Consider the following 21,083-nt stretch of genomic DNA (forward strand, 5'->3'; position numbering starts at 1 on the left):
TGAAGGATGAAGTGTATAAGCACAAATACTCAGGAGCACTCCTAATTATGTTTAAGAATGCATTTGCTAACCTGCAAAAGGTCGGTAAATCGCTGATGCTGCCGGTATCCGTACTCCCGATTGCAGGTATCCTGCTGGGCGTCGGTTCCGCTAACTTCAGCTGGCTGCCAGCCGTTGTATCGCACGTAATGGCAGAAGCAGGCGGTTCTGTTTTTGCGAACATGCCGCTGATTTTTGCTATCGGTGTTGCGTTAGGCTTCACTAATAATGACGGTGTATCTGCACTGGCATCCGTTGTTGCTTACGGCATCATGGTTAAGACCATGGCTGTTGTTGCGCCGCTGGTTCTGCATTTACCTGCTGAAGAGATCGCCGCTAAACACCTTGCTGATACGGGTGTTCTCGGGGGGATTATCTCCGGTGCGATTGCAGCGTATATGTTCAACCGTTTCTACCGTATCAAATTGCCTGAGTATCTTGGCTTCTTTGCGGGTAAGCGTTTCGTTCCTATCATTTCTGGTCTGGCTGCCATCTTCACAGGTGTGGTTCTGTCCTTCATTTGGCCGCCGATTGGTACTGCTATTCAGACGTTCTCTCAGTGGGCTGCATACCAGAACCCGGTCGTGGCGTTCGGTATCTATGGCTTCATTGAGCGCTGCCTGGTACCGTTTGGTCTGCACCATATCTGGAACGTTCCATTCCAGATGCAGATCGGTGAATACACCAACGCTGCGGGTCAGGTGTTCCACGGTGATATTCCTCGCTATATGGCGGGTGACCCGACTGCGGGCAAACTGTCCGGTGGCTTCCTGTTCAAAATGTACGGTCTGCCGGCTGCTGCTATCGCTATCTGGCACTCTGCTAAACCAGAAAACCGCGCGAAAGTGGGCGGTATCATGATCTCTGCGGCGCTGACCTCGTTCCTGACCGGTATTACCGAGCCGATCGAGTTCTCCTTCATGTTCGTGGCGCCGATCCTGTACATCATCCACGCGATTCTGGCTGGTCTGGCATTCCCGATCTGTATCCTGCTGGGTATGCGCGACGGTACGTCGTTCTCCCACGGTCTGATCGACTTTATCGTTCTGTCCGGTAACAGCAGCAAACTGTGGCTGTTCCCGATTGTCGGTATCGGTTATGCGATTGTTTACTACACCATCTTCCGTGTGCTGATCAAAGCGCTGGACCTGAAAACGCCAGGTCGTGAAGATGCTACCGAAGACAGCAAAGCAGGTGCGACCGGTGAAATGGCTCCGGCTCTGGTTGCTGCATTCGGCGGTAAAGAAAACATCACTAACCTCGATGCGTGCATCACTCGTCTGCGTGTCAGCGTGGCTGACGTTGCTAAAGTGGATCAGGCTGGCCTGAAGAAACTGGGTGCGGCAGGCGTTGTGGTAGCTGGTTCCGGTGTTCAGGCTATCTTCGGGACTAAGTCCGATAACCTGAAAACTGAAATGGATGAGTACATCCGTAACAGCTAAGCAGTAAGAAGTTGGGGAGAACTAAGGCAGCCTGCGGGCTGCCTTTTTTATTGCATTAATTAGCCTGAATGCGAATCGGTGCGGTGGCGGCGAACAGCCAGGGACGTGCCTCTGCGTTCACGCGCGGGGATAGCGTCTCTCTGACCTGCTGGTGGTAATCATCAATCCACTGTTTCTCAGCATCACTCAGCAGATGCAGTTCGACCAGATTCAAATCAATCGGTACCAGCGTCAGCGTTGAGAAACGACAGAAACCAGGACGACTGTTGATAATCTCCACCTGATTCTCAATACGGATCCCATATTGTCCGGCCAGATAATAACCCGGCTCGATGGTGATGATGTTGCCTGCGACTAGTGGCCACGGGTTTACTTTTTTGGCGATGCGATGGGGTTGCTCATGAATAAGCAACTGGTGACCCACGCCGTGTCCCGTACCATGATCAAAATCCAGACCCAGCTCCCACAACGCCCGGCGGCTAAAAGCATCCAGTTGATGGCCCTGAGTCCCGCTGGGAAACTGCAGCGAAATAAGCGACAAAAAGCCTTTCAACACGGCAGTGTAATGCAGGCGACGTTGCGGATCCTGTGGGCCAAACGCGAGGGTACGCGTCGTATCCGTCGTACCATTGTGGTACTGGCCACCGGAATCATTCAGATACATGGCCTGTGAGGTAATTGGCGTATTGGTTTTTTCACTGGAGTGGTAATGGCACATTGCGGCATTGCTGGCAGAGGCCGAAATCGTGCTGAAACTTTGCTCGATAAATCCCGGCTGCTGCTGGCGAAATTCCAGTTGCTTGGCCTGCGCTTCCAGCTCGGTGACCGGATTGCCTGCCGCTTCGCGCAAAGGAACTTCATGGGCCAGCCAGGCAAGGAAGTTTACCCAGGCTGCGCCATCTTGTTCATGGCATTCCCGATAGCCTGCCAGTTCAACGTCATTTTTGTGGGATTTCATCAGAGTGATGGGATCGGGTGCCCATAAGACGTTGCCACCGTGTTCTTCAATGGCAAAACGCAATGCGACCGGGGCGTAGTCTTTATCGACCAGGAAACGCTTCCCATTAGCTAATTGCTGGCAGCGAGTCAGAAAATTATCTTGCGGGGCCAGAGTAAGCGTATCTAGCAGTGATGCGGGGAGCTGTTGCGTTTTATTGCTATCCACAAACCATTCCAGCTCACCGCTGCGATGGAGCAGGGCAAACGAAAACGGCACTGGTACCATGGCCAGATCCGAACCACGCACATTCAATAACCAGGCAATGTTATCCGGCAGGGTAATTGCCAGCACGTCAGCCTGGTGTTGAGCGAGTTGTTCCACGACGCGGGCACGCTTTTGCGTGCTGCTTTCCCCGCTGATTTCAATGGGCATTTCACGAATGATGCCGCAGGGTGCTGCCGGGCGGTCTAGCCATACCTGGTCAAAAGGATCTTGCTCAAGAGGCACCAGCTCGCAGTGGGTTGCCGACAGTGCTTCAAACTGACTATTGACCATCAGCATTGGTTCAAAGCCGATACGTTTACCTGCTGCAACATGAGACTGCAAATAGTCGGCCAGCGGCTCATCGTGTAAATGATGAATTTCAAAATCATCCAGCGAGACTTCATTGCGTACCTGGACCTGATAGCGTCCATCGACAAACATTAACGCGCGATCCCGAAGGACCAACGCGAGGCCAGCAGAGCCGCTAAAACCGGTCAGCCAGGCTAGTTTATTGTCATGCGGCGTACAATCTTCACTTTGATGAGCATCGGCGCGCGGAACAATCATGCCATCCAGCCCCTGCGCTATCAGCAGGTTGCGCAGGGCGGAAAGAGGAGTTGAGTTGTGCATAGTTACCTTCAGGTCTTAACGGAACGGCGGTTCGTTGAATGTACGTAATTTACGGGAGTGCAGTCGGTCGCCTTCAGCACGCAAACGATCGATAGCCCGGATACCTATTTGCAGATGCTCAGAAATGGCACCTTCATAAAAACGGTTGGCCTGACCAGGCAGTTTGATCTCACCGTGCAGCGGCTTGTCGGAAACGCACAGCAGCGTGCCGTACGGAACGCGGAAACGATATCCCTGGGCGGCGATGGTGGCGCTTTCCATATCGATAGCCACCGCGCGGCTGAGGTTAAAGCGTAGCGCAGAAGCGGAATAGCGTAGCTCCCAGTTGCGATCGTCAGTGGTGACGACGGTACCGGTACGCAGGCGTTGTTTAACCTCTTCGCCGGGCATACCGCTGACTTCTTTGGTAGCGTCATACAGTGCGCGCTGCACTTCCGCGATGCTCGGAATTGGAATATCTGGCGGTAGAACTGCATCCAGCACGTGGTCGTCACGCAGATAAGCGTGGGCCAGAACATAGTCGCCAATCGCCTGGCTTTCACGCAGTCCGCCACAGTGACCAATCATCAGCCAGACGTCAGGACGCAGTACGGCCAGATGATCGCAAATGGTTTTGGCGTTAGACGGGCCAACGCCGATATTGACCAGTGTGATCCCCTGACCGTCGGCGGTGATTAAATGCCAGGCGGGCATCTGGTGTTTCTTCCAGGCGAGATCGGAGATCGCTTCTTCAGGCGCTTCAGTTTCAGCGGTGATCCAGATCCCGCCCGCACAAGAAAGCGCGATATACGGGCTGTCCGGGTCGAGGATCTGGCTGCAACCCCAACGCACAAACTCATCGACGTAGCGGGTGTAGTTGGTGAACAGCACAAACGGCTGAAAATGTTCAACCGGTGTTCCCGTGTAGTGGCGCAGTCGCGCCAGCGAAAAATCTACTCGTCGGGCGTCGAAGTGCGACAACGGGGAGAATTCCGCCGGATGATAGGTACCGTCGGCTGTTTCATCGCCAATCTGTGACAGCTCGGTTGTGGGGAAGTGGCGCGTTAGGCCGGCACTCATCGAGCGGTCGAGCGTCAGTTCAGAACCGTCAATGACATACGGATAGGGGATTTCATGCTGCGACGGCTCAACGGAGATATGCGCATCATAATCCTGATACAGCAGCGTGAGTTGTTCTTCAAGATACGGACGAAAAAGCGACGGACGGGTAATCGTAGTGGTGTAGCAGCCCGCATGGGTAAAACGACCATAGGCGCGGGTTTTAGGGGGATTGGTGGCGCTGCCATCCCAGGTGACACACAGTGATGGGTAAACAAAAAGACCGTTATGGCGGGCGATTACGTCAGGGAGCGTCCCTGTTTCAATATACTTACCAATGGCGCTACGCAGTGCTTTTACCGACTGCTCGTACAGCGCGTCCAGTTTATCCAGTGCCTGAGCCGGGGTCAGGCTGGAGCCCTTATTGTTCATGTCTGTCTCCTTGTTCCACAGATGTACTGCTCTCCCGATAGTATGTCACAGGAATGTGAAACAAAAGTCAGACGTTGAGGAAGATTGTGCGAAGACCGGACGGCCTCCGCACCCGGGCTTAACCGTGCTGCTTATCCCGCATCAGCAATGCTGTAGTGGCGGAAATAAGACAACCCGCCATCAGATAAATGGCCACACTGTGCCAGTCTCCGCCGGAGAATGTTACCAGCGCAGCAGCAATGAAGGGGGTAAAACCGCCGCCAACCACGCTTGCTACCTGATAACCAACGCCCGCACCGCTGTAGCGATAGCTTGCGCCAAACAAACCGGTAAACATAGGTTGCTGCACGCAGACCACCATATCGTGTGCAATGTTGGCCAACATAATCGCGAAGAACACGATCCAGAAAATGGATTGCGCTTCTAACGCCATAAAGAACGGGAATGCGCTGAGCGTCCCGACCAGTGCGCCGGTAATGTAAACGCGCCGGCGACCAAAACGGTCGGCGAGCCAGGCGAAGCAGGGGATGGTCAGACAGCTCAGCCCGCCCACCAACAAGCCGATATTCAGAAACAGTTCACGGGGTAAGCCCAGATTCTGCGTGGAGTAATTTAGGGCAAACGCAGTGACGATATACATCGTCAGCAGTTCACACAGGCGCAGAGCGATAATTTTCAAAAAGGCACCTGGATGACGGATTAACGCCTCGACTACCGGTAGTCTCTTTTTCTCTGGTTGCGGCGCCTGTTGCTGCTGTTCGAATTCGGCCGATTCATCCATTCGGTTACGCATCCACAACGCGCCCAATACCAGCACGATGCTGAACAGGAATGGAATACGCCAGCCCCAACTCAGGAACTGCTCATCGGTGGTTTGCGAGCTAATCAGCGAGACCAGACCGGTAGAAAGCAGTAACCCGACGCCATAACCGACCTGAACACCACTGCTGTAGAAGGCTTTTTTATTTTTCGGCGCGCTTTCGACCGAGAGCAACGCCGCGCCGCCCCATTCACCGCCAACGGCGAATCCCTGAATAGCACGCAGCGTCACCAGCAGAACGGGAGCCCACCAGCCAATGGTGTCAAAGGAAGGAATAATCCCTATCAGTGCAGTGGCGATCCCCATCATCCAGACGGTGAGCATCAGCATACGTTTACGCCCCAGGCGATCGCCGAAGTGGCCGAAGATCACCCCGCCTAGCGGGCGGAACAAGAATCCGACGCCAAAGGTAGCAAATGCGGCAAGAGTCCCCATTGCCGGGCTGACCTGCGGGAAGAACTCGCGGTTAAAGACCAGTGCGGCAGTGATGCCGTAAAGCAGAAAATCATACCAGTCGACCACGGCACCCGCGAAGCTACCAAGCGCAGCGCGTCGGGCGCGGTTAAGTGAAGAGGCGTCCTGTTGGGGACCCGTGGAGGTGAGGGAGGAATCCATAGTTATCCTGTCTGTACTGTTTTTTTAGTTATTAGTATTTGAGTTGGGTTACACACATTGCAGTCGCAATATTAACGACCGTTATGAGATTACCGCGACAGACGGGAAGTGAAAACGATTATCTCCCTCATCTGATGGCAACATGAAAAATAAGATGAATGAGAAAACAGAAAAGCAAAAAAACCGCTCGAAAGCAGGGTGTTCAAAAATTGTTGCCTTTTGTTCAAAGTGTGCGCGGTAGATGCGGTAGCCCAGCGTATTAAGCAACATCGCGTCGCCGGTGTAGCTTCACGGATTTGTAATGTCATGAATGATTCCCGTCCTGGAAATAAATCGACGATTACTGAACTATATCAAAACTGTCAGTGATACAGTGGCATGCGAACATTTCAGAGGCTTATCAGTATGAAGATTGTTTTTATCCCTGCGTTGATCGTAGTTCTGATTGATAAAGAACAGGACATAGGACGGGAATTGACCCGCGATGAGGTTGAGTCCATTCGCGATGGCGCTACAGCCATCCGCCTGCCAGCCGAAGCAGCCGAGGATATAATCAGAGAGCGTGGCTACCGCGATATTGATCCTGAGAATGTCTGGCGCGAGTGGCAGGCGTATAAAGCTGACTGAATGTTGATGGGAGCACGCTGCTTAAGTAGCGCATGAAAATTGTGCACTTACACGGATGGGTTTACTCCGCACCTGACGTGGAGCTGAGGAGCAACTTTGAGCGACATGCGGAAGTAGGGGGCCATCTGTATTGGCGTTACTGACTGGCCCGTTCTTTAAAACCAGTAATGCCAATTTTTTACTTCAATTTGAAGCCGCGCTCCGAAACGGTTTCCCGTAGATTCACTCGCCCCCCCAGGTAATCCATGCTGGTAGCTGATTCGACAACCGAATCCAGCCAGGTCTTAGCCCTCATATTTTGGCTGATACGAAAGGCCTGATATGCCTCTTCATAATCTTTCAGGTAAGCGCGATATTTATCCTGGTTGTACTGATTGTGATGTAAAACCATCGGCTGGGCAGGACGGGGGCGAACGCTACTGGCCCTGCTAGCATCGGGCAACCCCACAGCCATTCCAAAGGTGACAAAACTGTGTGGAGGTAAATTGATTATCTCTGCGAGTTCTTTAGCGATGTTGCGCATGACGCCCAGATAAACGATACCTAGCCCCATTGACTCGGCTGCCACAACGGCGTTTTGAGCAGCCAGTGCGGCATCAATTGATGCCATCAAGAATGAATCAAGGTAATCGAATATAAAGGGTTCTTTCCCTGCATCTTTAGTGATTTCGGCACCGCGTGATAAATCGGCTACCCAGAGTAACAGTGCGGGAGCTTCCTCAATCCAGGAGATCCGATCCACCGGTACTGAGCGAGCGACTGTGTCAGAAATTTGCTGCTTTAACACCATATCTGTTACTGCAACCAGGCTCCACTGATTAAGAGCGGAGGAGTTTGAGGCCGATTGTGCCGCAGCGACCATGGTCTCAATCGACCCATCTGGCAAAGCATCAGGCAAAAATGCTCTGACGGACTTATGGCGCAAAAGCGCTTCAACTTGCGGCGTCCAGATAATGTTGTCTGGTTTTTGTTGTGCTGCACTATATCGAGCTTTAAGTAATGAGTCTTGTTCGGCATTGTTGGCAGTCATGATTTCATCTTCCTCATATGAATTTATGGCCTCAGAATAGCGGGAGTGTTGACGCAGATAATTACCAAATTTACGACTTCAGTTTTCATCTGTGTGCACAATCAAAGCTCTGGTATAGAATCAGGTGATGGATCATCTTCTCGCAATACGTACATTCCAGCGCATCGTTGAAACGCGCTCATTCACAAAGGCCGCTGCACACCTCGGGTTGCCACGTTCCACGGTCAGTAAATTGCTAAAGGAACTTGAAGAACACCTTGGCATCAAACTCATTCACCGCACCACGCGTTCAGTGACCTTAACTATTGAGGGGGCTGAGTATTACCAGAGAATCAGCAGGCTTGTCGCCAAACTGGATGAGACAGAGATTGCCATGCGCGACATGGGCTCTGCCGCCAAAGGGAGGCTGCGAATTGATCTGCACTCTTCGCTCGCCAACTTTGTGTTGATACCCATACTTGAAGAGTTTCGTGAACGCTACCCTCATATTCAGCTAGCACTTGGGGTGGGTGACCGTCCCGTAAATCTTATTGAAGAAGGCGTCGATTGCGTCATCCGCGCTGGCGAGTTGGCCGATTCGTCTTTAGTAGGTAGAACATTATACAAAGATCGGTTAGTGACTTGCGCCAGCCCAGACTATCTTGAACGTTTTGGCATTCCTAAGAATGTTTCTGATCTTGAAAATGGGCATAAAGTGGTTGGTTACTTCAGCGCCGCGACAGGAGAAGCCTGGCCACTGCGTTTTCGTAATCGGTCAGGTGAAAAGCAGGTGCTTAACTTCGATATAGCGGCAAACGACAGCGCGTCTCTGATTAACCTGCTTGTGCACGGAATGGGGATCGGCCAAACGCATGTTTCAGTAGCAAAGCACTTTATTCAATCTGGTCAGCTTGTTCCCATACTTGAAGATTTAACGAATACACAATTCCCGGTTTCAATCATTTATCCCCCTACAAAGCAGTTGAATGCACGTCTGCGAATATTCATTGACTGGATGTTGGAGAGACTCTCTGGTTATCACTAAAACAGATTCCGGCCTTTAATCTGAGCTTTTCGCAGATATTGGACTGTCCGCTCCTGGCACAGGGCTGATGTTGCAGCCCTGACAACCTTAGACTTCAATTGATGCAGAGATCTCTAATGCATCATCGACTTCAATGCCCAGATAACGGACTGTGCTTTCCAGTTTCTTATGGCCCAACAGAAGTTGGATTACCCGGAAATTCTTGGTTTTCTTGTATATCAGGTAAGGTTTTGTTCTTCTCATAGAATGTGTGCTGTGAAGCGAAGCTTCGAGACCAAGCTTTTCTACCCATCCATGAAAAATTCGGTTGTATTGCCGGATTGATATGTGCCGGTTAGTTCCGGGCGGAGACCGAAACAAGAAGTCTTTACCATGCAAATTGCCAGGTTTTATCAATGCAGCAACAGCTTCTCTTGTCACTTATTAGCGAGGAGCAGACCTTTATCATTATGATAAATAAGAGAATGTGATCGGTTGCGACGTGGCCTGCCGCATCGGCGATCAGCAGGGAAAAATCCGGATGGATAAAGACCCCGGCGCGCAGATCCCGTTCGATGATAAAGGACAGTTAGTTTTGAATAAAATTTAACGGTTATATCGACGCCCCGTGATTTTTATAAGTGGGGCATTTTTATCTTCAGAACCTATTAACTCCAGCCTTGTTTACTACGACGGATATAAGGTAATACGGATAATAAAGCCAGAACCGCTAATACCATTCCAATCCATAGAGCTGAACGTAAACCGAATCCAGATGAAATTGCCATTCCACCTAAATAAGAACCGCCACCTAATCCAATATTGATCACGGAAGTATGAACGGCATTGACCATTGGCCCTGGATGTGCCACGCTGACAATTCTTGCCATCATTGCCGGATTCATTGGCACGCCAGATAAACCGATAAGTATAACAGCCAGAAGAGCAATGACCTGATATTGAACAAATAGCGCCATGCCGAGCAAAGAAATACTCAATATTGTTAAGCCGACAACCATAACAGTTAAACTATGGCGATATGCAAGACGTCCCGTTACCATATTCCCGATGATATTGGCTAGTCCATAAAGCATCAGTATGAAGGGAACCGTCTGCATTGTAAATTCACTGACATCAGTCAGCACGGGAACAAAATAACTGAATGCCGCAAAACTTGCTCCCAAAATCAAACAGCTGGTTGCACAGGCTTTCCAATAGGCTTTATTTTTAAATGCCTTAATCTCTTCAGCCATCTTGATAGCACCGCCGCCGCTCATATGTGGCAATAAACGTACTAATGCTAGCAGGCATATGAAAACCAGGACCGCGACCAGCCCAAAACTCATTTTCCAGCCCCAGTGCTGGTCAATGATTGTCGCGATAGGTACACCAAAGACATTGGATACCATAAAACCTGCTATCACTATTGATGCGGCACGAGGGCGATTTTCAACAGATACAAGAGCCATACTTGTCGCGAGTGAAAGACTTAAACACCCTGCACATAAAATACCTGTCACGATTCGAATGGCAACTAACACATTGTAATCAGAGGCAAAGACGCTTAATCCTTGTACGATAACATATAACCCTAACAGCCATAATAATGTTGAGCGATAGGGCGCTTTAAACTTAAGAAAGGTGTAGGTTAATACCGGGCCACCTAGCATTACACCGAATGCATAATATGAAATCAAATGCCCGACTTCGCCGACTGTAACACCAAATGCTTCCGATAGCGTGGTCATCATACCCGCCACCATTAACTCTGCTGTACCTAATGAAAAAATGGCTAACCCTAAAATATAAACGACTAATGGCATGTTTTTTTATTTTTCCTTGTATTGGAATGATCGTTACAAAAATGAGTGCAAGTAAATAATGAATTTTTTCGCTTAAATTTATAAATTGATTAACAGACCAGCGACGACATCTTCGAGGATTTTTCTATCTGTAATGTTTTTATTCAGTACACGTAAACCGTAATAGCCTGCCATAAAGCCTCTCGCCATTTCGACGGCTGATGCTTTATTGTTCAGTTCGCCGGTTCGTTGGCCTTCGATGAATACCGACACCAGCGTTTTTTCTAAATGCTGACGATATTCATTATTCAGGCTCGCAACGGCTTCATCTTTACTGCCCATCTCCAGGGCTGAAAATAAGACCATCGCATCATGTTGCTCTGGCTGAGAAAGATCTTCGGCAATACCCCAGAGCAGAAGGGTATGCAATCGCTCTTTTACCAGACCTGGTTGTGTGAGTATTGTTAACTGTGCTGACATAGTTTGTTCGTGGCTGCGCAACAAAGCTTGCTCGTACAGGGCTTGCTTGCTTCCAAAGGCATTGTATAGGCTTCCCCGCCCTAATCCCGTACCATTGCATAAATCTTGCGCGGAGGTGCCTGCATAACCATTGGCGCTGAAAACAGCGACGGCAGCATCAATGACATCCTGATCTTCGAACTTTCGTGGACGACCTGGAAAGGTTGGTTTTTCAGCACTCATAGGGATGTGGGACTTGAAATGAGTTGAGGCGGCATAATATTGATTATGGAACGATCAGTCAAATAATTTTCATAAATAAATCAGCGATGACGCGCAGACAGATTTTCTTATGAATTGCTATGCGTTTCTATAGAGGGATGTGTGGATTTTATCCTTTCCAGGATAGTACGTTGATACAACGGCAACCACGCGTAATGGTTAATCATCACACCGGAATCTGCCGTATTCTAGCGAACGTCCAACGTCCAACGTCCCCCTTCGATTAAGGATAGCGTTGCATCGACCGATTGAACTCACAGGGCAGAGTAAAGTCACCGCAGCGTGAGTGATATGACAGGCGACCTGTTGAAGCCATGGTACCATTACAGACTGTATCATCTACCTCACTACACACATCGGCCTGCCAGATACTGGTTCGGGGTGTATCTCCGTATCCACGCTGAATACGGTTCTCAGCAATCCAGGGTTCATCACCTCTTCTGGTGTGCCTTGCGCCATAACATGTCCGTTCGCCATGACCACCAGATGGTCACAGTACCGGCTGGCCTGATTAAGGTCGTGCAGCACGGCGACCACCATTTTCCCCTGAGCCCGAAGTTCGCCCATCAGCCGCATCAGTTCCACCTGATGATTGATATCGAGATAGGTGGTTGGCTCATCGAGTAGTACAACGGGCGTATCCTGCGCCAGGACCATCGCCAGAAATGCGCGCTGTCGCTGACCGCCAGAAAGATCGGTTAACCGTCGGTCGGCAAGATGTTGGATCCGGGTCTGGTTCATAGCATCATGGACCCGCGTATTGTCTTCAACGGAGAGACGCCCCCAGAGTGACAACCACGGGTTGCGACCGTACGAAACAAGCTCCTGGACGGTGATCCCCTCGGGAGTTAAATGGTGCTGGGGCAGCAGCGCCAGCCTGCGGGCTAGCTGGCGTGATGAGAGCGTATTGATGGCACTATCGCCGAGAAATACGCCTCCGGACTGCGGTGTTAACAGTCGTGAAAAACAGTTTAACAACGTTGACTTCCCGCAGCCGTTAGGGCCGAGCAGGGCGGTTGTCTTCCCCGCTGGTAGGGTGAGTGAAACGCCATCAAGCACCTTGTTTATCCCGTAACAGACCGTCAGATTTTCAGTTCGTAATGTCATTTATCGCATTCTCACAAGCAGCCAGACAAACCATGGTGCACCGATAATGGCGGTCAGCACGCCAGCCGGAAGTTCCAGAGGAGGATGAATAATTCGCGCCAGCAGGTCGGCAACCACCAGCAGTAACGCACCTGTCATGGCTGAAACGGGCAGCAGCCAGCGGTGACGTCCACCAGTAATGCTGCGCACCATATGCGGCACCACAAGACCAATAAAGCTAATTGGGCCGCAGACGGCCACGCCGGTCGATGTCATGGCGACGGCCAGTAGCAAAGCCTGGAGCCGAATACGCGGCACCGACACACCGAGCGTGGTGGCGCGCGCATCGCCCAATGCCAGGAGGTCGAGATCGCGGCAAAAGCGCAGACTCAGCGGCAGAAACAAAATCAGCAGTGGGGCGGCTATTTTCACAAAGCTCCAGTCACGGCCCCATAAGCTGCCGGTCAGCCACAGCAGGGCGCTGTTCACATCCTGCGGGCGCGAAAGCATCAGATAATCCGTCAGGCTGGCCCAGCAGGCAGAGAGCGCAACACCCGTGAGCGCCAGCTTCATCGGCTGGCTGGTGTTCGCCAGTATTCTCAGCAGGATCAGGCCCGCCATGCCACCGGCAAAGGCCAGCAGCGGCAGAGAAATCACCGGTAGTGACGGCAAGAGAAGCAGTGCTCCCACAGAGGCCAGGCTGGCGGCATGGTTTACGCCGAGAATATCCGGCGATGCCAGAGGGTTACGCACGATCCCCTGCACCAGAACGCCTGCCACCGCGAGGGCGGCACCGACAAGCAACGCCAGCAGCAGTCGCGGCAGGCGGTACGCCGTTAATACGTAATGATATTCGCGCCCGCTCTGCCAGTCGGTTAGCAGGGCATGCCAGGGAACGGCGATCACCCCCATTTGCAATGACAGAGTCGAAAATCCTGCCAGCGCGAGGGCGATGAAAATGACTATCGCAATTTTCATCCACGCCTCCTGACCAGCCAGACAAAACAGGGGGCACCAATCAGCGCCACTACTGCTCCTGCGGGCAATTCGCCAGGGAAGGCCAGCGCTCGGGCCAGAACATCCGCCAGCAGCAGCAGCGTGGCGCCCATAATCATGCTCATCGGCAGGACCTTGCGCTGATCGAATCCCACCCAGAAGCGAGCCAGATGCGGCATCAGCAGACCGATAAACGCTACCGGGCCTGCCACGCTGACGCAGGTACCGACCAGAAGCAGCACCAGAATATTGATGATCAAACGGAGCTTCGGCAGATTCACCCCCAGCGTGCGGGCGGTGCTGTCACTGACGTTAAGCAGGTTCAGTTGATTAGCCAGCAGCAACACCACCGGTACAGCAACCGCCACCATCGGGAAAAGCTGCCAGAATTCCTGCCAACGTGCGTGGGATACGCCCCCCGCGAGCCAGTAAAAAATGCCGTAAGCGTGATCTTCCGTCAGCAGCAGGGTGATGCGGGTTAGGGCCATACAGAAAGCCGAGAACGCGATGCCCGCCAGGATCAGTTTGTTTCTGTCCTGGATGTGGCGAAATCCACCGCCTGCGGTCATCACCAGCAGCCAGCTTACGCCGCCACCGCAGGCGGCGATAAAAGCGATAGAGTAACCCGCAACGGGCACAGGGCTGATGGCGCTGGTAAGCGCCATCGCCAGCGCTGCGCCACTGTTAATACCGAGTAGTGAAGGGGAGGCCATTGCATTATGCGTCAGGGTCTGCAGCAGCGTTCCCGCCAGAGCCAGGCTTGCGCCGATCAAAATGGCGACCAGGCCTCTCGGCAAACGAAGGTTTTGCACCAGCGCTTGTGGAAGCGTCGGCGTATGGCCTGGCAGCAGGGCGTGAATGGCGTCAACGCCGGAAACAGGAATGGCCGAGTAGCAAAACAGACTCAGCCAGAAGATAGCGATAAGCGCGACAAGGGGAAGACCCCACTGTAGCGCTGGATGTTTGAAAACTGTCATTTCACATCGGATAAAGGCTGGTGGTGAAAGATTTTTACCGTGTCGCTGGCAATGCGTTCGGCTGCGAAAATGCCGCGCATCCGCGCCCAGGCGTTACTGTCGACCGACGCCGTCTGTTGTTTTTGCGCCGCAGTTAACATCTGCCACAGCGGGTCTTGTTGCCAGCGTTTCACGATGCTCTCTTCACGATAGTGCGCGACCAGCAGCCATGCCGGATTGAGCGCCAGCACCTGTTCCAGACCGATGGACGGCATAGACGAACCCGCCATAGCTGCAGGCACCGTCAGCCCCAGAGAGGTCAGGACGCCCCCGGTCCAGGTCTCCTGCGTGTGCAGGTTGAACTGCTGCTCCCGGGACGTACCAAACACCACCATCGTGTCTTTTGGCAGTTGGCTGGCCCACGCTGACATCTGTTGTTGGTGTTGCGCCAGGCGTGACTGCATCTGTGCTTTTTTACCCACAATTTCACCGATGATGGCCGCAGATTGCAGATTTTCAGCGTAGGTTTCATTGCGAGACTTGAGCAGCAGCACAGGTGCTATTTGCTGTAAGGCGTTGTAAATACCCGCATGGCGGCTGCTGTCGGCAATGATCAGATCCGGTTTCAGCGCGCTGATGGCTTCTAAACTCGGCTGCGCACGCGTGCCGACAGACTGCCAGGGTTTCAGATGGGCACGAACCTCTGGAAGAATGCGTGTGGCATCGTTATCGTCGGCAATGCCGACCGGACTGACATCGACAGCAGCCAGTGCGTCCGCGAACGAAAGTTCCAGCACCACTATCCGTTGTGGCGTTTTATCAAGCGTAAAGGTGCCATGTTCGTCATGAACCGTGGCGGCAAAAGCATGGCCGGTGAGCAGCAGAGCGGCGAATAGCGTGCGTAATGGTGTGAACATGTAAATTGCCTGCGTCGGGTGGCGTTTCGTTTGCCCGACCTACAAAACAGCATGCAGGCCGGGTAAACGGGGTTTAGAACTTCAACGAACCCTGCATATACAGCGTGCGCGGCTGGCCTGCGTAGATGCCTTTGTTGTTGTCGTCGTAAGAGCGGGTGAAATACTCTTGGTCGAAGATATTTTTCACACCGAACGCCAGGTTCAGGTCTGCCATCTGCGGGCCGAAGTCATAGGCTACGCGTGCGCCCCAGAGCATAAAGCCAGGGATGCGACCGGTACTGCCATCAGCGCTCTCTTTAACGGTGTTGGCGTTATCCGCAAACTGGCTGGACTGGAAATCGCTATTCAGATTGAAGGTCCAGTTGCCCGGCTTATAGTCCACGCCCAACGTGCCTTTGTGTTTTGGTGAGAAGGGCACCTGATTGCCATAGGTATCGCCTTTCTCGCGAATCTCAGCGTTCACATACGCATAGCTTGCGTAGACTGAAACGTTGTCGAGCGTTGGCGTCAATGTGCCGAGATCATAGCGAGTCTGAGTTTCCAGTCCGGTATGACGCGTTTTACCGCGTGCAGTAACGGTGTCGTTGGTTTGGTTGGAATCGTACTGATTATTAAAGTTAATCAGGAACAGCCCCATTTCCGCCGTCAGCGCGCCATCGTCGTATCGGGTTCCGAGCTCCCAGGTTCGCGCTTTTTCCGGTTCCACATTGCCGCTTTGCACAGCCTTGCCAATTTGGCTGTACTGTACGGTGCCGAATGAGCCTTCAGTGTTTGCATAAAGATTCCAGCTATCAGTCAGGTGATAAAGTACGTTTAGCGCCGGAAGTGGGGCGTTGTAGCTTACTTCCTCATGTGTGCCTTTGATGGCGTTGTTCTGGTATGACTCGATATGTTCAAAGCGCATACCCGGTGTGATAGTCCAGTTGCCAATGTCGATTTTGTCATCCAGATACCAGGCGTGCGCTTCGGTGCCCGAACGAGTGTCGCGATCGTAAGGGCTGGCGCTGGACGGCAGTTGTCCGCTGCTGGTGGCCGTGTAGTAACGCATTTCATGCGTCGACTCGCTCACATAACGGTATCCCACGCCCACTTCGTGCGCGGAAGGACCCACCATAAAGCTCTGACTGTAGCGTGGTTCAATGCCGCGTACCCAGTAGTTACGCGGTGAAAGGGTGAGGCGTTTTCCCTGTTCCAGGTAGCCGCTGCGCAGGGTTTCAGTGTAGAAGCCCTGAATATTGAATTTATGCTGGCTGTCCGGCTGGAACTGATAGCCGAGGCTTGCCAGCTTGCGGCGCCCCCAGAAGCGATCGTAAGGGCGCGTGGATTGCCAGCGGTCGGCGTCGTAATCCGCGCGAGACAGGCCGCCGGGCATGTCAGCTTCACCGTCGTAGTATTGCAACAGACTGTTGAAGGTATGCACTTCGTTTGGCGCATATTTGCTTTTCAGCATCAGGTCGTCGATGCGGGTCGCGCTGTGTTCGCGCCAGTCGCTTCCACGTGTACCGGAGTAAAGCAGGGCGGTACCAAAACCGTTATCCGCCGTGCCGCCCACCATCAGGTTGTGCGTTTCTTTTGGGTTATTTTGTGAAGATGTTGGGCTGAGCTGGCCTTCCACGCCGGCTTCCATGCCGAAGTCTTGCGGAATAGCGCGGGTAACAAAGTTCACCACCCCGCCCACGCTCTGTGGCCCGTAACGCACCGCGCCACCGCCGCGAACCACGTCGATGGCGTCCATATTTCCGAGTGAGACGGGCGCCAGTGAAAGCTGCGGCTGGCCGTAAGGGGCAAACGGCACGGGAATACCGTCCATCAGCACCGTTGAACGGCTGGCCAGGCGCGGATTCAGGCCGCGAATACCAAAGTTCATCGCCAGATCGTGGCTACCGGTGCCGTTGTTTTCTGGGGCGGTAACGCCAGGAATGCGGTTCAGTACCTCGCGCATGGATGTTGCGCCGGTTTTGGCGAAATCCTCACGGCGGATAACGTCACGTGCGCCAGCATGTTCGAAAACGTCGTTTTCGCGCGCATCCCCCAGCCAGTCGCCCACCACGGTCAGGGCATCTTCTTGCGGTGTTGGTGCGGGCTCCAGCGTCCAGCTGTTATTACCCAGCGGTTTCACCTGCAGGCCACTACCGTTCAGCAGGTGTTGCAGGCCGGTTTCGACGTCGTAGTCACCGTGAAGACCGTTACTCTGTTTGCCGCGCGTCAGGCTGGCGTCAACCGACAGGGTAATTCCGCTGAGCGCGGCATACTGATTAAGGGCTTTGTCGAGCGAACCCGGTGCAATATCAACCTGCGCTGCGAAGGCGGATAACGACAGCCCGGCCAGCGGCAGCAGGCTCAGGCGAACGGCGTTAACCAAAGGTGTTGTTTTGCGAAAAACGCGTAAAGGCGTCATACCTTCTCCATCATCATTTTTGTTGTGTTCATCTATGAGTCGAATGAGAAGGGGAAAAAGGACAATCGAAATGAGAATTATTTTTCTTACAGTGCGGAAATATTTACCCAGTATCGCGTAACTAACTGAATTTTAACTGGAAGAGTCTTGGCAATAACATCCAGGATTGCATCAGTATTTTTCAGCGGGAAAGTGCCACTCAGGCGTAACCCGGCTACAGCCGGATCGCAGCGCAGCACGCCGTTGCGATAACGGCTCAGCGTGGCAATCACTTCACTCAAAGGTTTATCGCTGAAGCTCAGAATGCCCTGCGTCCAGGTGGCGCTTTCATCATCCGCTGAGGCTATTGCACCAAATTCAGACGCGCTAAACTGCAGGCTCTCGCCAGCGCTGACGATGCGTTTTTCCTGCGGACGATTTGCCAGTAAGACTTCAACAGCGTGTTGTTGAACGACAACGCGTGTGACGTTGTCCTGCTGGTAGACGGTAAATTCTGTGCCTAATGCGGTGAGCTGGCCCTGGCGGGTCACAACGCGGAAAGGTCTCTGCTGCGCGTCTTTTGCGGTAGTAATAGCAATTTCGCCGTACCAGAGATGGACAGCGCGTTGACGTGTATCAAAACGAACGTCCGCGGCGCTTTGTGTGTTGAGCGTCAGCAGAGAACCATCTTCCAGCCGCTGATGGCTGACCGCGCCTTTGGCGGTGCGGTAATCCGCGCGCAGACCTTCACCGGCTTCAGACTGCCAGAGCTGCCAGCCGCCGCCCAAGCCGAGCAGCAGCAGTAGCCCTTTCATGACATGACGACGGGTAAGGCGCGTATCGTGCAGCGCCCGGCTGGCAACATCGCCCGGTACGCGGCTGAGCTGGCTGCGCAGGTTTTCAACCTGTTGCCAGGCCCACTGATGATCTTTGTCCTCTTCGTACCATTGTTGCCAGCGCGCTTCTTGCTGTGGGCTGACACGCTCGCCGCTCAATACAGCATACCAGTGCGATGCCGAGCGCAATGCCTGGCGGCGAGAATCGGTGATAGAAGCGTTCACAGACCGTGCTCCAGACGAAACAGCAGACAATGTTCGATAGCCTTTGCCATATACTTTTTCACCGAGCTGACGGAGATACCGAGCTTCAGCGCGATCTCGCTGTATGTCAGACCATCCAGTTGCGAAAGCAGAAACGCTTCTCGTGTTTTCCCGTTCAGCCCGTCAAGCATGCTGTCAATGAGTTGCAGGGTTTCGAGCTGGCTCTCGCGTTCCTCGGGGGAAGGCGCGAGCGCCTCCGGCATAAGCGCCAGCATCTCCAGATAGGCTTTTTCCAGCGCGTTTCGGCGAAACAGGTCGACCATCACCCGTTTGGCGAGAGTGCACAGAAAGGAGCGCGGATCGCGGATCGTCGAGAGCGAGTCGCTGCCCATTACCCGTAGAAAAGTGTCCTGGGCAATGTCATCTGCATCAAAGGCGGACTGGAGTTTGCGCGTCAGCCAGCTTTTCAACCAGCCGTGATGTGCGCCATAAAGCGACTCGAGCGTAAAGGAAGCAGTGGTAGTGGCGTGGTCAGACATGTGGAATGTATCAAAAGTTAATTATCACGCGATTATAGTAATATGAGAATGGTTATCATTACAATTAGAAATATAATTGTATTACGTTGAACTTCTTAATGCGTTGTTATTTATAAAAATGTTATGAGGTGGATATCGGATGGGGATGGGGAGTCTGCTTCCGGCATGTGACAGTTGGAATGACATCTGACCATGTCTGCTGTGAGCATGGAGCAGACGAATGCTTTAAAGCATGCTGAACTCTTTAAAAGTAAACCGTTTTTGGGAGGACACCGAGAGCAGAGCAGCTGTTACTTTTCGGGAAAAAGTGAGTTGCGGATCAGGAAATGCTCAATCGAGTCGATTAAACCGGGAGCTAAGGGGAGCGCGGGTTCAGCGTATGTCGCGATATTCGCTTTGCGATCGTCCGAAGTCACCTCTTTCATAACATGGTTCATATTGGGCAGTATAACCAGGGACGCTTGAGGATTCGCGGCCTTAAGCAGTCTTGCATCCGTTTCTTCCACCTGGAGATCGCGTTGCCCTTGTAGCACTAACACGGGTTTGGAAATACTCGAAATGAGATGACCCGGATTATATGAAAACTCATTGATCAAAAACCCCTGAACAGCAGGATTAAAGATACCCAGCAGTGCTGGGTGAATATTCGTAATATCGACTCGCCGCCGATGCTCCAGAGCATCAATTATCGGCAGCGCCTGCTTTAATAGAATTTCATTTTCCGGATTAGCGTTAAGTTGCCCCCTCAACACCTCGCCCATCGGCCTCCCAGGCGTTGCGATAAGAACCACACCGCACACATTCTCTTCTTGAGCCGAGGCAAGTGCGACTAGGCCCCCTTCGCTGTGTCCTAAAACCCAAACACAGGGAGTGTGCATGTGACGTCTAAGCTCGTCTACCCAGGATCGAATGTCGTCAACATAGTCAGCAATCGTCACCGCATTGGCATCGTCTACGGCCATTGCGCTAGCGAACATTCCACGTTTGTCGATACGAAGCGTCGCAAAACCTTTGGCAGCCAGGCCTTCAGCAAGAAGTCGGTAAGGCGATGCATTCACACCAAGCGGGTTGTTTCCATCCCGATCGGTTGGCCCGGAGCCAGGAACGATAAGAACAACGGTTGTTGGTTTTGAATTTGGGGTGAGTAACGTGCCTTTCAAAGGGCCTTTTGGCCCTGCGGCATCCAGGGCAGTTTCGGAAAAGGTCACCGGTACTGCCGCCAGACTCACAAATGGGCAAGCGCCCAAAAGGGCAATTGAGGCGGCAATATTCATTGGAGATGTTCCTGTAAAATTCAGCGTACCCGTCAATTTATATTATAAATATGGCCTGCTCTACATTGATTAATATATCAGCGGTGATAGAAAACGCCGCTTCTGGGCACAGAGCGGACGTACTGGGTGAGTTTAAAGTCTACTGTGAGCGAAGAGTGGACATCTCAACTCATTGTTGTTCCTGTCTATTGATATGGAAGCCTGGAACGGCAAGCGTCTGGAACAAATACCTGCGGCTATTATGAATGAAGTGTTGGCCAGACTAAGTTGAGGTTTTGATATGCGCAATGAGCAATGGCATAAAAGCAAAAAGCCTGCTTAGCTTCCTAAGCAGGCTTCTTAAATATGGCTCCTCTGACTGGACTCGAACCAGTGACATACGGATTAACAGTCCGCCGTTCTACCGACTGAACTACAGAGGAATCGTTTGAACGAGGCGCATATTAGCGAGGGTGGTGAGGCTTGTCAAAGGGGT

Annotated in this window: 17 protein-coding genes, 1 tRNA gene and 2 pseudogenes; 4 read left to right on the top strand and 16 right to left on the bottom strand. The window is 52.5% G+C overall.

Features of this window, described 5'->3' with window-relative positions:
* Nucleotides 1-47 precede the first annotated feature (47 nt).
* Nucleotides 48-1,481, top strand: coding sequence for a PTS glucose transporter subunit IIBC (gene ptsG, locus OGY68_RS09785; RefSeq protein WP_003836725.1), 1,434 nt, complete (start codon nucleotides 48-50; stop codon nucleotides 1,479-1,481).
* Nucleotides 1,482-1,536: 55 nt separating this feature from the next.
* Here ptsG and OGY68_RS09790 read toward each other — a convergent pair whose 3' ends face one another.
* The 3 genes from OGY68_RS09790 to shiA all read right to left on the bottom strand — a co-directional run bounded on the left by OGY68_RS09790 (nucleotide 1,537) and on the right by shiA (nucleotide 6,220).
* Entirely contained in the window at nucleotides 1,537-3,315 is a 1,779-nt protein-coding gene (locus OGY68_RS09790) for an aminopeptidase P family protein (RefSeq protein ID WP_235124287.1), read from the bottom strand.
* A gap of 15 nt (nucleotides 3,316-3,330) precedes the next feature.
* Nucleotides 3,331-4,785, bottom strand: coding sequence for an AMP nucleosidase (locus OGY68_RS09795; RefSeq protein ID WP_032942969.1), 1,455 nt, complete (start codon nucleotides 4,783-4,785; stop codon nucleotides 3,331-3,333).
* Between the two features lie 118 nt (nucleotides 4,786-4,903).
* The gene (gene shiA / locus OGY68_RS09800; RefSeq protein ID WP_003832199.1) at nucleotides 4,904-6,220 is read right to left on the bottom strand and encodes a shikimate transporter; all 1,317 of its coding nucleotides are present in this window, start codon (nucleotides 6,218-6,220) and stop codon (nucleotides 4,904-4,906) included.
* Nucleotides 6,221-6,625: 405 nt separating this feature from the next.
* Here shiA and OGY68_RS09805 point away from each other — a divergent pair, with 405 nt between their 5' ends.
* Nucleotides 6,626-6,847: a hypothetical protein gene (locus OGY68_RS09805; protein ID WP_003036289.1), complete on the top strand. Its 222-nt coding sequence runs from the start codon at nucleotides 6,626-6,628 to the stop codon at nucleotides 6,845-6,847.
* A 178-nt stretch (nucleotides 6,848-7,025) separates the two neighbouring features.
* On the opposite strand, the gene OGY68_RS09810 is transcribed toward OGY68_RS09805, so the two are convergent.
* Nucleotides 7,026-7,877 (bottom strand): nitroreductase family protein, encoded by an 852-nt coding sequence (locus tag OGY68_RS09810; RefSeq protein ID WP_286616976.1) that lies wholly within the window; start codon nucleotides 7,875-7,877, stop codon nucleotides 7,026-7,028.
* A 127-nt stretch (nucleotides 7,878-8,004) separates the two neighbouring features.
* Between OGY68_RS09810 and OGY68_RS09815 the strand changes: the two genes are divergently transcribed.
* Nucleotides 8,005-8,901 carry a LysR family transcriptional regulator gene (locus tag OGY68_RS09815; protein WP_057066420.1) on the top strand — a complete coding sequence of 299 codons (897 nt, stop codon included), beginning with the start codon at nucleotides 8,005-8,007 and terminating at the stop codon, nucleotides 8,899-8,901.
* Nucleotides 8,902-8,988: 87 nt separating this feature from the next.
* On the opposite strand, the pseudogene OGY68_RS09820 reads toward OGY68_RS09815, so the two are convergent.
* Nucleotides 8,989-9,318: pseudogene (locus OGY68_RS09820) on the bottom strand (tyrosine-type recombinase/integrase); the annotation flags it as partial.
* A gap of 43 nt (nucleotides 9,319-9,361) precedes the next feature.
* Here OGY68_RS09820 and OGY68_RS09825 point away from each other — a divergent pair.
* Nucleotides 9,362-9,490: pseudogene (locus OGY68_RS09825) on the top strand (glycine zipper 2TM domain-containing protein); the annotation flags it as partial.
* A 58-nt stretch (nucleotides 9,491-9,548) separates the two neighbouring features.
* Here the strand turns inward: OGY68_RS09825 and OGY68_RS09830 are convergent.
* From OGY68_RS09830 to OGY68_RS09880, 11 genes are all read right to left on the bottom strand, one after another.
* Nucleotides 9,549-10,703: an MFS transporter gene (locus tag OGY68_RS09830; protein WP_008784380.1), complete on the bottom strand. Its 1,155-nt coding sequence runs from the start codon at nucleotides 10,701-10,703 to the stop codon at nucleotides 9,549-9,551.
* A gap of 78 nt (nucleotides 10,704-10,781) precedes the next feature.
* Nucleotides 10,782-11,384, bottom strand: coding sequence for a TetR/AcrR family transcriptional regulator (locus OGY68_RS09835; protein ID WP_008784381.1), 603 nt, complete (start codon nucleotides 11,382-11,384; stop codon nucleotides 10,782-10,784).
* A 378-nt stretch (nucleotides 11,385-11,762) separates the two neighbouring features.
* Nucleotides 11,763-12,530: a Fe(3+) dicitrate ABC transporter ATP-binding protein FecE gene (gene fecE / locus OGY68_RS09840; protein WP_057066421.1), complete on the bottom strand. Its 768-nt coding sequence runs from the start codon at nucleotides 12,528-12,530 to the stop codon at nucleotides 11,763-11,765.
* On the bottom strand, nucleotides 12,531-13,487 hold the full coding sequence (fecD, locus tag OGY68_RS09845) for a Fe(3+) dicitrate ABC transporter permease subunit FecD (RefSeq protein WP_267439972.1): 957 nt from the start codon (nucleotides 13,485-13,487) through the stop codon (nucleotides 12,531-12,533).
* Nucleotides 13,484-14,482 carry an iron-dicitrate ABC transporter permease FecC gene (gene fecC / locus OGY68_RS09850; protein ID WP_057066423.1) on the bottom strand — a complete coding sequence of 333 codons (999 nt, stop codon included), beginning with the start codon at nucleotides 14,480-14,482 and terminating at the stop codon, nucleotides 13,484-13,486. Before fecC ends, fecD begins: the two co-directional genes overlap by 4 nt.
* On the bottom strand, nucleotides 14,479-15,378 hold the full coding sequence (locus OGY68_RS09855) for a Fe(3+) dicitrate ABC transporter substrate-binding protein FecB (RefSeq protein ID WP_057066424.1): 900 nt from the start codon (nucleotides 15,376-15,378) through the stop codon (nucleotides 14,479-14,481). The genes fecC and OGY68_RS09855 overlap by 4 nt, the downstream gene beginning before the upstream one ends.
* 73 nt (nucleotides 15,379-15,451) lie before the next feature.
* Entirely contained in the window at nucleotides 15,452-17,776 is a 2,325-nt protein-coding gene (gene fecA / locus OGY68_RS09860) for a TonB-dependent Fe(3+) dicitrate receptor FecA (protein WP_057066425.1), read from the bottom strand.
* A gap of 86 nt (nucleotides 17,777-17,862) precedes the next feature.
* On the bottom strand, nucleotides 17,863-18,816 hold the full coding sequence (gene fecR / locus OGY68_RS09865; RefSeq protein ID WP_057066426.1) for a ferric citrate uptake sigma factor regulator FecR: 954 nt from the start codon (nucleotides 18,814-18,816) through the stop codon (nucleotides 17,863-17,865).
* Nucleotides 18,813-19,334 (bottom strand): ferric citrate uptake sigma factor FecI, encoded by a 522-nt coding sequence (gene fecI, locus OGY68_RS09870; protein WP_008784388.1) that lies wholly within the window; start codon nucleotides 19,332-19,334, stop codon nucleotides 18,813-18,815. The genes fecR and fecI overlap by 4 nt, the downstream gene beginning before the upstream one ends.
* Before the next feature lie 290 nt (nucleotides 19,335-19,624).
* A complete protein-coding gene (locus OGY68_RS09875) occupies nucleotides 19,625-20,608 on the bottom strand; it encodes an alpha/beta hydrolase (RefSeq protein ID WP_057066427.1) in 984 nt (327 codons plus the stop codon).
* A gap of 346 nt (nucleotides 20,609-20,954) precedes the next feature.
* Nucleotides 20,955-21,030, bottom strand: a tRNA-Asn gene (locus OGY68_RS09880).
* Between the last annotated feature and the right edge of the window lie 53 nt (nucleotides 21,031-21,083).

Source organism: Citrobacter sp. Cpo065 (assembly GCF_030332805.1).
Taxonomy (GTDB): Bacteria; Pseudomonadota; Gammaproteobacteria; order Enterobacterales; family Enterobacteriaceae; genus Citrobacter; species Citrobacter portucalensis.